Origin of the sequence: Sporosarcina ureae (assembly GCF_002101375.1) — a bacterium.
In the GTDB taxonomy this organism is placed as follows: domain Bacteria; phylum Bacillota; class Bacilli; order Bacillales_A; family Planococcaceae; genus Sporosarcina; species Sporosarcina ureae_B.
The window spans coordinates 1,823,675-1,838,465 of sequence record NZ_CP015207.1; the positions used below are offsets into that span (position 1 = coordinate 1,823,675).

12 protein-coding genes and 1 pseudogene are annotated in these 14,791 nt (G+C 42.0%); 5 read left to right on the forward strand and 8 right to left on the reverse strand.

Going from position 1 to position 14,791, the window contains the following annotated elements:
• Positions 1 to 55: 55 nt before the first annotated feature.
• Positions 56 to 592: an ECF transporter S component gene (locus tag SporoP8_RS09075; protein ID WP_085132209.1), complete on the forward strand. Its 537-nt coding sequence runs from the start codon at positions 56 to 58 to the stop codon at positions 590 to 592.
• Between the two features lie 185 nt (positions 593 to 777).
• On the opposite strand, the gene SporoP8_RS09080 is transcribed toward SporoP8_RS09075, so the two are convergent.
• From SporoP8_RS09080 to SporoP8_RS09105, 6 genes and pseudogenes are all read right to left on the reverse strand, one after another.
• Entirely contained in the window at positions 778 to 2,268 is a 1,491-nt protein-coding gene (locus SporoP8_RS09080; protein ID WP_085132210.1) for an aldehyde dehydrogenase family protein, read from the reverse strand.
• Positions 2,249 to 3,178 (reverse strand): 4-hydroxy-tetrahydrodipicolinate synthase, encoded by a 930-nt coding sequence (gene dapA, locus SporoP8_RS09085; protein WP_085132211.1) that lies wholly within the window; start codon positions 3,176 to 3,178, stop codon positions 2,249 to 2,251. The genes SporoP8_RS09080 and dapA overlap by 20 nt, the downstream gene beginning before the upstream one ends.
• A gap of 23 nt (positions 3,179 to 3,201) precedes the next feature.
• Positions 3,202 to 4,647 (reverse strand): Na+/H+ antiporter NhaC, encoded by a 1,446-nt coding sequence (gene nhaC, locus SporoP8_RS09090; RefSeq protein WP_085132212.1) that lies wholly within the window; start codon positions 4,645 to 4,647, stop codon positions 3,202 to 3,204.
• A 35-nt stretch (positions 4,648 to 4,682) separates the two neighbouring features.
• Positions 4,683 to 5,588, reverse strand: coding sequence for a proline racemase family protein (locus SporoP8_RS09095; protein WP_085132213.1), 906 nt, complete (start codon positions 5,586 to 5,588; stop codon positions 4,683 to 4,685).
• Positions 5,589 to 5,603: 15 nt separating this feature from the next.
• Positions 5,604 to 6,623, reverse strand: coding sequence for a proline racemase family protein (locus SporoP8_RS09100; RefSeq protein WP_085132214.1), 1,020 nt, complete (start codon positions 6,621 to 6,623; stop codon positions 5,604 to 5,606).
• 13 nt (positions 6,624 to 6,636) lie between these two features.
• Positions 6,637 to 7,755: pseudogene (locus SporoP8_RS09105) on the reverse strand (NAD(P)/FAD-dependent oxidoreductase); the annotation flags it as partial.
• A gap of 297 nt (positions 7,756 to 8,052) precedes the next feature.
• Here SporoP8_RS09105 and SporoP8_RS09110 point away from each other — a divergent pair.
• The 4 genes from SporoP8_RS09110 to SporoP8_RS09125 all read left to right on the forward strand — a co-directional run bounded on the left by SporoP8_RS09110 (position 8,053) and on the right by SporoP8_RS09125 (position 11,655).
• A complete protein-coding gene (locus SporoP8_RS09110; RefSeq protein ID WP_085132215.1) occupies positions 8,053 to 9,774 on the forward strand; it encodes a sigma-54 interaction domain-containing protein in 1,722 nt (573 codons plus the stop codon).
• Between the two features lie 66 nt (positions 9,775 to 9,840).
• Positions 9,841 to 10,110 (forward strand): (2Fe-2S)-binding protein, encoded by a 270-nt coding sequence (locus tag SporoP8_RS09115; RefSeq protein WP_085132216.1) that lies wholly within the window; start codon positions 9,841 to 9,843, stop codon positions 10,108 to 10,110.
• Positions 10,107 to 10,448, forward strand: a complete 342-nt coding sequence (locus SporoP8_RS09120; RefSeq protein ID WP_085132217.1) for a (2Fe-2S)-binding protein — start codon at positions 10,107 to 10,109, stop codon at positions 10,446 to 10,448. The genes SporoP8_RS09115 and SporoP8_RS09120 overlap by 4 nt, the downstream gene beginning before the upstream one ends.
• The gene (locus tag SporoP8_RS09125; RefSeq protein ID WP_085132218.1) at positions 10,438 to 11,655 is read left to right on the forward strand and encodes an NAD(P)/FAD-dependent oxidoreductase; all 1,218 of its coding nucleotides are present in this window, start codon (positions 10,438 to 10,440) and stop codon (positions 11,653 to 11,655) included. The genes SporoP8_RS09120 and SporoP8_RS09125 overlap by 11 nt, the downstream gene beginning before the upstream one ends.
• 65 nt (positions 11,656 to 11,720) lie before the next feature.
• Here SporoP8_RS09125 and SporoP8_RS09130 read toward each other — a convergent pair whose 3' ends face one another.
• Together SporoP8_RS09130 and SporoP8_RS09135 are read right to left on the reverse strand one after the other, a co-directional pair.
• A complete protein-coding gene (locus tag SporoP8_RS09130; protein ID WP_085132219.1) occupies positions 11,721 to 13,232 on the reverse strand; it encodes a malate:quinone oxidoreductase in 1,512 nt (503 codons plus the stop codon).
• A gap of 247 nt (positions 13,233 to 13,479) precedes the next feature.
• A complete protein-coding gene (locus SporoP8_RS09135) occupies positions 13,480 to 14,673 on the reverse strand; it encodes a DUF4317 domain-containing protein (protein WP_085132220.1) in 1,194 nt (397 codons plus the stop codon).
• Positions 14,674 to 14,791 lie beyond the last annotated feature (118 nt).

The following is a 14,791-nucleotide window of genomic DNA, read 5'->3' on the forward strand; positions in this document are numbered from 1 at the left end:
TCAGATTGCCTTTATTCTAAATTTACTACTTTTATACGTGAGGAAGGTTCAGATCATGCAAAAAACACAGAGCTATCCAGCACAACGAACGAAGACGTTTGATCTAATATTGACGTCCATGCTTGCATCACTCGTGTTCGTCGCTACGCTTTTACTTAATATTAAGCTGCCTCTAGGAAACGGTGGATTAATCCATCTCGGTACCGCCATGTTGTTCATTGTCTCCATTTTATTTGGACCGAAGAAAGGTATGATAGCAGGAGCTGTCGGAATGGGCTTGTTTGACCTCGTCAGTGGATGGGCATTATGGGCACCTATCACTATCCTGACACGCGGCTTGCAAGGGTATATCGTAGGTAAAATTGCTTGGTCAAACGGTCGTAAAGGAACAAGCTTTAAGTTCAATCTACTCGCCATGCTAGCGTCCATACCATTCACTATTGCAGGCTATTATATCGGAGAAAGTATTCTGTATAACAGTTTGATCATCCCGCTCGCTTCCATTCCAGGCGACCTGGTTCAATGTGCAGTAGGAATCGCCATTGCCGTTCCCGTCTGCGCTATGTTAAAAAAGGTTTCGCTATTCAAATAAATAATATAATCATGATCCGCAGTATTTCACACGCTACTGTTCATTTTAAATCCCAAAGTTCACTTCATTAGGTGATGATCGTCAAATATTACCAACGTGTATAAATATGAAAACAGCGGTTTAGGACAAAAGAAATAACCTGTCTGGAGTGATCCTAGACAGGTTATTTCTTTTGCCGCTTTATATTACTGCTTCATATTCACGAATACACTTTTCACTTCCGTGTAATTCGCTAAACCATATTCTCCGCCCATTTCGCGGCCAATACCCGATTGCTTATAACCACCGAATGGCATAGTCTCCCACTCAAGGCCGAAGTCATTTATCCAGACAGTACCAGACTGCAACTTGCTTGCGATATAATGTGCTTTTTTGACATTTTCTGTCCACACACTTGCCGCCAAGCCATATTCACTATCATTAGCACGCTGAATTGCTTCTTCTACTGTATCAAAGACGAATAGTGATAAAACAGGACCAAAGATTTCTTCACGAGCGATTGTCATATCATCTTTCACATCTGCAAACACGGTGGGTTGTACGAAGAAACCTTTTTCATGCGCTTTTTCGCCTCCAGCTACTAGACGTGCACCTTCTTCTTTACCTTTTTGGATATATTCCAATACCGTTTTCTGTTGCTTAGCAGATACGAGCGGGCCCATTTCCGTAGATGGATCCATTCCTGGTCCTACTTTTAACGCTTTCGCTTTAGTAGCTAACGCTTCAACAAATTGATCATACAAGCTGCGATGGATATACGCGCGAGTACATGCACTACAGTTTTGTCCATGATTGTACATAGTTCCTGCAAATACACCTTCGATAGCTTCTTCCACATCTGCATCTTCCAATACGATAGAAGGTGATTTCCCACCAAGTTCAAGTGTGATGCCTTTCATCTGATCTGCAGCAGACTTCATTACTTGTTTCCCTACTGCAGTAGATCCTGTAAATGCTACCTTGTCTACCTTTTCATGTGTGATTAAAGCATTACCTGCTACACTTCCGGCACCTGGTAATACGTTAACAACGCCGTCCGGGAAGCCGGCTTCTTTAAATAGGCGAGCTGCATAAAGTAACGATAATGGTGTTTCACTTGCTGGTTTGATAACTACTGTACAGCCTACTGCGAGCGCAGATCCAAGTTTCCATGCCGCCATTGCTAGAGGGAAATTCCAAGGAATTACTTGCCCTACCACACCAACTGGCTCATGCACGATATAGTTAAGGTAGTCAGGAGATACTTGAACAGTTTGTCCAGTAATCTTTGTTGCCCAGCCTGCATAGTAACGGAAATGCTGTACAGTACCGTCTACGTCGTCAGCCAATGCCACTTCGTATGGTTTGCCGTTGTCTAATGCTTCAAGCTGTGCCAGTTCTTCACGATTCTCGTCAAGTAAATCTGCAAACTTGTAGATCAAATGAGAACGTGTTGCCGCGTCCATCTTTGTCCATTCCCCTTCATCGAATGCTTTACGAGCAGCTTCCACCGCCGTATCGACATCTTCGGGCTGTGCTTCACTTACTTTGGCGATGACTTCTTCCGTTGCAGGATCAACTACATCAAAAGTTTTCCCGCTTTTCGCTTCTACATACTCTCCATTAATATAGAGTCCTTTTGTATGTTGTAAAAATTCCTTTACTTTAGGTTTTAGATCATAATTTACTTTCAGCATTCGTTACTACCTCCAATTCTTTTTTCAGTACGCCTAATCCATCCATCAAATCTTTAAGTTTTTGGTCTTCTTCTTCATTTAATGGCAGACGTGGCAGACGGCAAGGTCCTCCTGCACAACCTTTAAGCTCCATTGCGCGTTTTGCGATTTGTACATATTTACCCGAACCTTCAAGGAACTCACATAGAGGCAATAATTCATCGTATAACTTCCACGCTTCATCCATATTTCCATCCTGCAAGGCATTATACAATTTCATCACATGACCCGGTACGATGTTTCCTGAAACGGAAATCCATCCTGTTGCACCAACTAAGAATGATTCAATCGCCAAGTCTTCTGAACCACAGAATACTTTTAGGAACCCTTCGCCTTGACGTGCAATATCGCGAGCTTTACCGATTCCACCGCTAGACTCTTTGATATGTGTAATATTTTCTACATCGCGACCCACACGCAAAATCGTTTCTGTGCTGATGTCTACGCCAGATGTGAACGGGTTGTTGTAAATCATAACCGGTATTTTAACGGATTCAGCTACCGCTTTGAAGTGTTCGTAGATTTCATCCTCTTTTGGATGAGCATAATAAGAGTTAATCAATAATGCTGTGTGTGCACCTGCTTTTTCTGCCTGCTGTGTGTATTCAATTGCATCCGCTGTTGTTTCAGCCGCTGTACCCACGATCAACGGAACGCGGCCATTGATTTGTTCCACTGCTACTTCTACTGCTTTGAAACGCTCTTCTTTTGTTAAACTTACGAATTCTCCTGTACTTCCGTTAATCGCAATTCCATTAACGCCTTCTCCAATAAAATGCTCAATATTATTACGGAACCCGTCCCAATCAATCTCTTTCTGATTTAACATCGGTGTTACCAATACTGGAAAGATACCTTTTACTTCTGTCATTTTAAATTCCTCCAATTAGTGTTTTAGTTAGTTACATTTCCTATTTCACTTACATTACTTACGCTACTAGCTTCGCTTTCAAGCTCTTGCGTGTGCTCGCCAGGCTGGGTCCGCCAAATAAATTTGCCTGTAAACCCGTAAATAAGCGAGATAATGATGACTAAAAAGTTAAACCATAAGAATGGTAAATAACTCATCGTGGATACTCCGAGTGCTGCGGCCATGAATACGCCGCCATCCGACCAGGGAACCATAGCCGTAGTGACTGTTCCACCGGCTTCGGAGTTTCTTGACAGCACCCTGCGGTCGATATTCAATTTATCATAATTTTCTCCAGTAATTTTAGTGGCCGTAATCAATGAAACATAAGCTCCACCAAATGCGTTACCGAGAAGTCCAGCTAACATCGTGGTTACCGTTGCTTTACCGGGATTGTTTGCCCATTTGCCAAGGTAATTCCCTACTGCACGCAATACACCAATTCGTTCCATTAATCCGCCTACACCTAGAGCAAAAATGATCAATGCGATTACGTCTAGCATAAACACAATTCCGCCTCGATTTAATAAATTATCGATAAACGGTACGCCTGATTCAATCGTGTTACCCGCATACATAATATTGAATGCCTCGAGGAACGTCGCGCCTTGGAACAAAAATGCCCAGATTGTTCCTAAAAATGCACCGAACAAAATAACGGGAATTGAGGGCATTTTGAATACCAATAATAAAATGACAACTCCTGCTGGAATCAACATAAACCAGCTAATATTGAAATACTCTTCCAAAGAATCCATTGTGTTCAAGGCAGCTGATAGGTCTCCGTTCCCTTTGTAGAAAAGTCCTACAATTAAGAACAAGACAGCTGAAATTATCCACGCTGGCAGTGCGACGGTAAACATCGACTTAATATGATCGATAAGATCAACCTTTGACAGTGAGGCTGTCATAACCGTTGTGTCAGAAAGCGGTGACATTTTATCCCCTACATAACAACCCGAAATAACAGCACCTGCAACGAGCGGTAATGGGAATCCAAAACTTGCACCAATCGCCATCATGGCAATACCAGCTGTACCTGCCGATCCAAATGAAGTTCCTGTAGCAATCGAGGTTACTGTACAAATAATGAAAGCCGCCAATAAGAAAATACTTGGGTTAATGACTGATAATCCGTAATAGATAATCGAGGGGACAATACCGCCCGCTATCCAGGTACCTATTAACGCACCGACCGAAGTCAGGACGATGACAGCTTCCAGACCATCATTTACACCATTCAATAAACCATCCTGCATTTGCTTATAGCTATAACCAATCTTTAATCCTAAGCCTATAATTAGGAACCAAGTCGTCAATAGAGCCAGATGAATGGAAATGCCGAATACGACAATAAATGTCACCATAATTGCTCCAAATCCGATCAGCACAAACAATACTTCGGCCAAGCTGGGTAATCTCTTCTCCATTTTAAAACCCCCTGTGGTTTTACTAGACGTGGCTTTTAAGCTAAGATAAATCCTTTTGGTAATGGATCTTCAGGGTCAAGAATGAATTCATGCGAACCTGTTATGTAAGGCACGCCCTCCACCGAGAATATTCCCCTATCGCCTGGCACAGATTGAACCTCAATCTTGCTTTCGAATATACTCTGGTTGCTCAATGATTTTATAGTGCGCTGCTCTTTCACCGCCAAAGCGATGGTACTTTCTATGCCTGGCGAGCGTAAAATATAGCCGTCCTGTTCAAATGTAACCGATCGATACTCATGATCTGCAAGTTGCTCCTGTAAGATAATGCCGTCAAAAGCTTTCCGTTGTGACTTCAGCTCTTTTACCTTTACTGCTCCCCACTCCATAATCTCTGATAGCTGTCCCAATTGAAGAGATTCAATAATAGTAGGCAACGGATACACATAGAACCTGTGACCACTTGGTAGCTCCACATAAGAAGCCTCTGAATCACTCTCCAGCATTTTTCCTTCTGCTACTTCCATCTTGACAGCGGTTACTTCCTGTTGCTCTACCGACACTTTTACATGCCATATACCGTGAACGGTTTCCACCGTATATTGCCCATCGTTCTTCTGTTGCAAATGCCCTATTTCAAGCAATCCCCCAGTAGTGGCAAGAAGTGCTTCGTATTTAAAGTCGATCGCTTGCTGATGATGAAGAAACAACAACTGATAATCCGCTGCGGCTGAAGGACCTACAATACAACCGTTCATTCCACGGTGTCCGCGGGGTTCGTTCAATAGTAAATTCTTTTCGGCTTCAAAGTGACTTTCTAACTTCTTTTGATTACTTTGTATATCCAGGCCTTCAAAGTAAAAAGGTGAATGCACTATAATACGGTACGCCTCTCCAAATACTTGTGTATCCATCGTACGGAACATCTTTTGTAGAATCATTCAGTTTTCCCACCTTCAATGATCCATTGGCGGAATGAGAAGGTACCCTTCCCGCAGAGGATCTTTTTCGTTGTAGTAAAAGCGGTGCATTCCCATGATCCATGCAGAGCCGGTTACCTCAGGAATGACTCCAGCAACACCGCCTACTGTTATTTCTTCTAGAATGCGCGCTGTAAATAATGTCCCGACAATACTTTCATAAACAAAACGTTCATCTACTTTCAACTCATTTTTACTATGCAATGTCGCGAGTTTAGCAGAAGTTCCTGTACCACACGGTGAACGGTCGATGCCGCCAGGAGGTACAATGACCGTATTTTTTAAATCCGCTTCTGGATGAGTAGGATCAGTATAAAATTCGATATGTGTCAACCCATTAATGAAAGGAAACTCCGGATGAATAATTTCCTGTGTTGCATTGATTGCGTTGCGAATCTTAATTCCTTTACTGATAAGTGATGCCCCATTTTCTTCATTCAGCTGAAGGTCTAGCGTACGGGCGTCAATAATGCCATAGAAGTTACCACCGTAAGCGATTTCGCAAATGACATGACCTACATCCTCTACGTCCAACTCCACTGTTTTTAATAAGAAAGAAGGAACATTGACGAACGTAACTTCCTTCGCCACGCCTTTTTCTACTTTTACGGTAACATCCACTAAACCCGCCGGTGTATCTACTTTGATCATGGTATAGGGCTCTTTCACTTCTATCATGCCGGTTTCAATCAACGCGGTGCAAAAACCAATCGTGTCATGACCACACATTGGCAAGTAGCCCCCCGTTTCAATATAAATGACACCCACATCTGCATCGGGATGACAGGGGTCCGTCATAATTGCACCTGACATAACACCATGTCCACGCGGTTCATTCATGAGGAACATTCGTATCCAGTCGTACTCTTTCTGCATGTATAGCATTTTTTCCGACATCGTATTGCCCTGCAAAGGGGGCATGCCACTAATCAGCGTACGGGTTGGATTGCCTCCGGTGTGCGTATCTAACGTCGTAAACACTCGTTGGTACTTCATCAATGCACAACCCCTGTCGAAAACGAACGAGACTCAACGGTTCAATCGGTATGCACGTTTCCTTATCGTTCAGCATTTCTTCTATTAACTTTCCTGTAACCGCCGCTAGGCTAATTCCATCACCTTCATGACCCGCCGCAATATAATAGCCAGGGATATGTTCGACTCTTGAGATAATCGGCAAATGGTCTTCTGTCCATGGCCGTAAGCCTGCATACGTACGAATGACAGTCATATCGGCCATCTGAGGATAAAAGCGCAATGCGCGTTTGGCGATTTGACGAATCACTTTATAGTCTACTTTTGTATTGAAGCCGACAAATTCACGACTGCTGCCAATCAAAAAGTTCTGCGCTTCCGTCGGTTCAAAGACAAGCGCTACACCATACTTTTCCGTCAGCGGATCCACTGAACGTTCACCGCCGAACTTCGAGATTAAATAACCGAACTCCATAACTTTCCGTAATCCCACAGGCTGTTGTCTCGATGCGACAATTAATTGACCTTTCCTAGGTACAATTGGGATATCCAGATCTAGCATTTGTCCAATTAACGGTGCCCAAACACCTGCTGCATTCACTACACGCTTGGCAGTGAATTGTCCGTTTGTCGTCTCTAGTAAGAACTCACCTGAAACATTCCGTGACATATTCGTTACTTCCGTGTTTTTATGAATGATCGCTCCTTGCTTTTCAGCACTGTGGAACATGGAAAATGTCATCATATAGGGATTAACAGTGGAATCCGTCTTGCATTCCAATCCACCGTATAAATCATCTGCAAAATATTTTGATTCATTTCGTAAGTCTTGACGATCTAGCATCTTGAAGCTTAAGCCCGCTTCTACTTGCTTTGACACCCATTGATTTGCAGCTTCCATCTCTGCATCATTCTCACAAACTAAAATACTTCCTGGATTGCGATATTCAAATGAAAGCTCCAAATCTTTATCTAATTGATGAACCAATTCCTGACTTTTCAAAGACATTTGACTGTCGAAACCGGGATCTTTATCAATCGCCAGTATATTTCCATCACATTTTGAGGAAGTGCCACTCGCTAGTTCGTTCTTTTCAAGCACTGTAATCTCCAAGCCCGCTTTAGAACCGTAGTACGCAATGGCGGCTCCCATAATTCCCCCACCAATTACAACGATATCGCTATGTTGTATTCCTTTCACAGGAATCCTCCTCTCGATTGCCTTTTCACTTTTATATAATGCAAGAACCATGCCAACTTTATAATCCAACATTTATGTGACAGTTTATTAACCATAAAAACCCTAATGTATGGTAGCGCTTTCTATTTGCGGAATCTTCTACTACTAATTTATTTTTGGAAGGTAGTTCACTGCAACTATTGAATTTTCAGGCAATAAGTGTAAAGTATTATATACACTGTATAAAATACTGACATTGGAGTGACCAAAATGTTGAAATACATTCACGATTTCATTACAGATATTATGAAAAAAGACTTTCTCATTGTGAACGGAAACACAAGCGAGGAAATGATTAAACAATATATGACAAACTCTCCATCTACACAGCTGTTTATTAAACAAGCACAATACTACCTACATGTACGCTTGCACAAAAATCAACTCCGTTACGAAAATTCACCGATCCTATCTTTAGGTATTCCAATCAGTGAAGTATCCAAGAAGTTTTCCCATGTTGAATTCTTATTATGTCGTGATGCGCAAGGTGAAATTACAGGTTATATAAAAGCTGAACAATTCATTGATAAGTTGATAGAACAACACGAAAAGACATTGGCGTATTTGCAGACCGTCCTTCATACAATCGACGAATCTTGCACCGTGATTGATCAAGATGCCAATGTATTGTACTGGACCAAAGGAGCGGAGTCTTTATTCTCTCTCAAAGAAAAAGACGTAATAGGTAAACCCATTACAGACTTTTTTGATACGAAGCACTTGGAGATACTACACACGTTACAAAATGGATCCTCAGTGCGTCATTCGCAACATCATGCACGCAAGGATCTCGTAGTGCTAATCAACTCCAACCCTATTTATCACAGGGATCGTATAATTGGCGCCGTCGTATCAGAAACCGATATAACAAGCCAGATCCGAATGAATGATGAGTTGTACGCGACTTCCGAGAAACTGTTCTTGCTTGAAGAAGAGGTACGGAAAAGTGCATCTAACCATAATCCTTTCGATTATATAAAAGGAAACAGCGATAAACTCAAGCAGACAATCAACATGACTAAAAAGGCGGCTACTACGGATGCCAGCATTTTGCTGTACGGAGAGAGCGGTGTAGGAAAGGAACTGTTCGCTAAAGCGATCCATAATTTAAGAGAGTCGCAGAACGCACCATTCGTCGCCATAAACTGTGGAGCAATACCTGAGAGCCTATTTGAAAGTGAAATATTCGGTTATGAAAAGGGAGCTTTTTCAGGCGCTGACCAGCGCGGGAAAAAGGGAAAGATTGAATTAGCCAGAGGTGGTACTCTTCTATTAGATGAAGTAGGAGAAATGCCACTCGATATGCAAGTGAAATTCCTCCGGGTCCTCCAAGAGCGTAGATACTATTCAGTGGGTGGTACAAAAGAGATTGAGGCTGACTTTCGCATTGTCGCCGCCACCAACCGCGATTTAAGGGAGCTTGTAAGCGAAGGTTCTTTTAGGGAAGACTTGTATTATCGCCTGAATGTTGTCAACGTGAAAATCCCTGCACTGCGCGAACGGGCGGAGGATATCATAGAGCTGACCCATTACTTCCTTTATGAATTCTCCATTAAGTACAACCGGCAGATCAATAGTATTTCGCAAGTAGTTATGCAAGCGCTTCTCCAACATAACTGGCCGGGGAATATTCGGGAACTCCGTAACGCTATTGAACGCCTAGTCGTATTCTCTGATAAAGGTCTCGTCAATGTTCAAGACCTCCCCCCTGAAGTCATTGAAAATACCAACTCACTGGCTGTGGCCAATATGACGAAACCTGTTCAAACAGAAAGTGCGCCACTCACAGAACAGATGCAGAACTTTGAACGCAAGTTGATTGTACAGGAGTTGGAAAAGGCAAACGGAAATAAATTACAGTGTGCAAAAAACCTAGAAATCACCCGTGCCACTTTGTACAATAAAATGCACAAATTAGACATACCTTTCTAAAACTTCTTTCATTGGCATGATTCTTGCATATTAGTTAAGCAGTAAACTAGCAAGGAGTGAACATACATGTCCGAAAAAGATATAATTATTTGCAGATGCGAAGAAGTTACTTACTCCGATTTAAAAGAAACAGCCAAAAGATTTCAATGCACACCGAGAGAACTTAAATTACGTACGCGTGCAGGTATGGGCTATTGCGGAGGAAGAACTTGCCGCAACGCCGTAGACAGCATAGCGCTTGAAAGTACAGAACGGGATGAATCACAAATCACATTAAAATATCAACCTCCAATCAGACCCGTAAGTTTCAGCAAATTAGGGGAGGTTTTCGAATGAGTCAGCGAATTGTAAACCACCCAGTACTCGGAACACTAGACGAATCACAAAGCATCACATTTACATTCGACGATGTAGAATACAAAGCGCTTCATGACGAATCAATTGCCGCTGCCCTGCTGGCTAACGGTATTAGAACGTTGCGCCATCACGAAGAAAGCGGTTCTCCTAGAGGCATTTACTGCAATATTGGTCACTGCTTTGAATGCCGAGTAACCGTAGACGGTGTACAAGGTGAACGAGCATGTCTAACACCGATCAAACAAGGAATGCGGGTCGTAAGCGGTGGTAAATTACTGACAGACGTACGTGATTGGAGGGCCAATCATGGAAAATAAAACCATAATTATTGGCGCGGGACCAGCCGGATTAACTGCGGCCATCACGATTGCATCACGCGGTCACAGTGTACTAGTTATCGACGAATATATGAAACCGGGTGGACGATTACTCGGTCAGCTATACGAAGAGCCTAATGGTAACTGGTGGAACGGTATCGTAGAATCCAACAAACTACATCAACAGGCTAAGGAACTGGGTGTCGATATTAAGCTACACACACCCGTCTCCAACATCGAGTTGCAGGACGGAATTTGGAGCGTCCATACAGATGTAGACATTTATGAAACTACTCATTTATTGCTGGCGACAGGGGCCGCGGAAAGTCCTCTTCCCATTAAAGGTTGGACGCTTCCGGGAGTCATGTCAGTCGGAGCTGCACAAGTTATGACCAACGTGCATCGCGTAAAACCCGGAGATCGTGGAGTCATTATCGGTGTGAATGTCTTATCATCTGCAATTGCAATGGAACTGAAAATGGCAGATATTGACATCGCTTGTATTACATTGCCCGTTTCCAATACCGTAAATGAAAAGTTCGGACAGCCACTAGAAGTTATGAACTCACTTCTGCATGTTTCACATATGGCTCCTTCTGCATTTATTAAAATGGGAAGTAAACTGATGAAAAATGACTTTTTCAAACAACTTGGTATTACATTCTTTCCTAAAAATGGTGTGAAAATGTGGGATATACCGATTATGTTACGAAAAGCAGTTACTGAAATCATTGGCGATGAACAAGTCGAAGGTGTGAAAATCTCTACGATTAATGCAGCCGGTGAAGTGATTCCTGGCACTGAAGAGGTTATTGGAGCGGATTTCGTATGTATAGCGGGTGGTTTGTATCCTCTAGCGGAATTGGCAGCTGTCGCTGGATGTCCTTTCTATCACATAGAAGAACTTGGTGGATATGTCCCATTGCATAACGAACGCATGGAATCCACCCTTCCCGGGCTTTATGTTGCGGGGAACATCACGGGTATTGAAGGAGCTAAAGTTGCCATGAGTCAAGGGCAAACTGCGGGTCTCTCTATTGTCAACAACTTGGAGAATGGCACACTGGAAAATGACTTAATTTCCTCGATACAGGATACTGAGCATACGAGAGAGAATGCCTATATTCAATTTCATCCTGAAATCGGTCATGGTAAGAATAAGCTTCAGAAGTATTGGGATGAATACCATGCAGCGGTGACAACATAATTTTTCCAAACGAAAAAGCTCTACTGCGAAGTACATCGCAGTAGAGCTATTCAACATCTACACTATTAGCTATGAACTGTTTCTTTCTCGAGCTCATTTTCTGTTAGCTTCAATATCTTAGAAGTAGAAGCATGCATGTCCTTCAATAACTCAGGATGTTCTGCTAATGCTTTACCATATGAAGGAATCATTTCTTTCAATTTTGGCTCCCAATCACTTACTTGTCCCGGGAAGCACTTGTTAATCAGATCCAACATAACTGCTACTGCAGTGGATGCCCCAGGCGAAGCTCCAAGCAATGCTGCAATGGAACCGTCCTTATCCGTTACAAGTTCTGTACCAAATTGAAGTGTACCTTTGCTATCTGGAGTATCCTTGATAACTTGCACACGTTGGCCTGCAGTCCATAAATCCCAGTCTTCACTCTTCGCATCCGGAATAAATTCACGCAGTTCATTGATACGTTGTTCTTTTGTTTGTACCACTTGTTCTACCAAATACTTAGTCAATGACATATTCTTTGCACCACATGCTAGCATAGTCGTTAAGTTATTGGGTTTCACAGAACCAATAAGGTCCATCATGGATCCTTCTTTCAAGAACTTCGGTGTGAATCCTGCGAAAGGACCGAATAGCAAGGACTTCTCACCATCAATATAGCGGGTATCCAAGTGCGGAACGGACATTGGCGGTGCACCGACTTTTGCTTTTCCGTATACTTTTGCGTGATGTTTTGCAATTACATCTGGATTTTTACAGACCATGAAGACACCACTGATTGGGAATCCACCGATATGTTTACTTTCGGGAATACCTGTTTTCTGTAGCAATGGAAGACTTCCGCCTCCGCCACCAATGAAAACAAATTTAGTTTTATGGAATTCAAGCTTACCATCTTTATTATTCTTTATTTTTAATTCCCATTCGCCATCACTTGTACGTTTGATATCTTCTACTTGATGACCGTAGTTCACTTCAACGTCCACTGTTTGCATATGCTCAATTAACATACGCGTCAATGCACCGAAGTTTACGTCTGTACCTGTGTCGATTTTTGTTGCAGCAATCGCTTCATCAACAGTACGGTCTTGCATGATCAACGGAATCCATTCTTTTAGTTTTTCCGGATCATCGGAAAACTCCATTCCTTGGAATAGTGGATTTGCTGTCATCGCTTCAAAGCGTTTCTTCAAATACGTCACATTGTCTTCACCTTGTACAAGACTCATGTGTGGCAGTGGCATAATAAATTGCTCAGGGTCTTTAATCAACTTTTTTTCTACTAGATGCGACCAAAACTGCATAGATAATTGGAACTGTTCATTTACTTTAACCGCTTTTGTGATATCTACAGTCCCATCCGGCTTTTCGGAAGTATAGTTCAGTTCACATAAAGCTGCGTGTCCTGTTCCCGCATTATTCATCTCATGCGAGCTCTCTTCACCCGCTTTATCTAATTTCTCGAATAACGAGATATTCCAGTCAGGCGCTAATTCTTTAAGCATTGTTCCTAGCGTCGCACTCATAATTCCGGCGCCAATTAATATAACATCTGATTTAGTTTGTCTATTACTCATTTTGACCTTCCTTATATGTGAAATTTACAGAAACGTAAATGTTCCTAAATAAGGCGTCACAGCATACATGGCGCGTACTAGGAGCACTTTATTCTGTCTCAGTTTAACCATACATCTACTACCATCTTTTCTATTATACATCAAATATAATTAGGTTTAAAGGGACTTGTTTATTTATCAGGATAAAGCCGGTAATATGTCGGAATTTTGAACCACTTTATGGATTCCAATGAATTCATGGTTGTTTTCACGTCAATAAGTCTTCTGAGATCACTTTGAACCCTTCAATGATTGTGTCCTCTTCTACTTCAATCAAAATACATTGCTTGCCATCATAGTTAACTTGTTTGACATATTTCAGGTCTTGTGGACTAATTGAAATGTTTGCTACTTTGGTTTCGATCTTAATCGATTTCGACGTATAACTTGGTACGATGTGTGTTGCTTTCATTTCATAAGAGGTATCATCCACTACGGTCTGGAAAGCTGTTTCTACTGCTTCTGTATTAACGTAGTCAACACCGCTCATTTTCAACACACGCTCTACTTGCTTCGCATCGATTGCTGGTGGCTCTTCCGGTTCTTCCTCTTCTTCATCCACTACAGTTAATCGGTAGATTGCTTCATATACATTTCCTAGTGTTTCCGTATCTACTTCACCGCCGACTACTTGTTTGACAATCTCCTCGAAAACGGCCTTATCGTCGGCAGCGGTCACCACTTCTTCACCATTCAGGACATTCTCTATGAACGCATAATCGGGTTTATTCGCTTTACCCGCCGAATATAGTACATGATTGACATCAGCTGAATTGTCCGTGAAGCAAGGGAATAAAAAGCCGCCTATTGGTGACGCAAGATTAATGATGGGATCGAGCATCGTATTCGATTTGAATTCACGCTCTTGGAAATCAAATATAATGGAGCGCTTCGGCAAGTCTGTATGATTCATACTGCACAAAATAAACGGTGTGGTAAACACTTCATCGCGCATATCAATTTCAGTTTCCTCACTGTTACGCTTAGTCTTCTTAAAGTAGTTTCCACGAATAAATGTCACGACGAGATCTTTTTCATATTGGACATCTTGCACCATCTTCAGTGCTAGATGTTGCATTTCCTCTTTCCATTCATCGGCTTCTTCCGCTTGCAATCCTTCATACAATAGTTTTTGTGCGTGATGATCGTTAGTCTCTTCTTCTTGACGTTCGAACTTCACTTCAAATAACTTCATACCTAGTTTACCACCAAGCACTTTTTTGAAATTGGTCATAAACAGTTCCTGTTGCTCACGGTCAAGCAAAGCAAAAGCCTGACTTTCTTCATGGTAAATCTCATTGCTTTCCTGCCTAATATAGACATGGTAAATATCAGTGATCGTCAAAAGATCAGTATCTAATTTAAATCGTTTACGAATATCTGCAATATCATTTTTATTCATTTCGTGTTCCCACTTCCTAACTGATTTAAATAAATTTAATCACTACGTCGGATGACGCTTCTATACACGCGCATAAAAAATTAAAGATTTCACACATACTTATCCACTATTCGGGTAC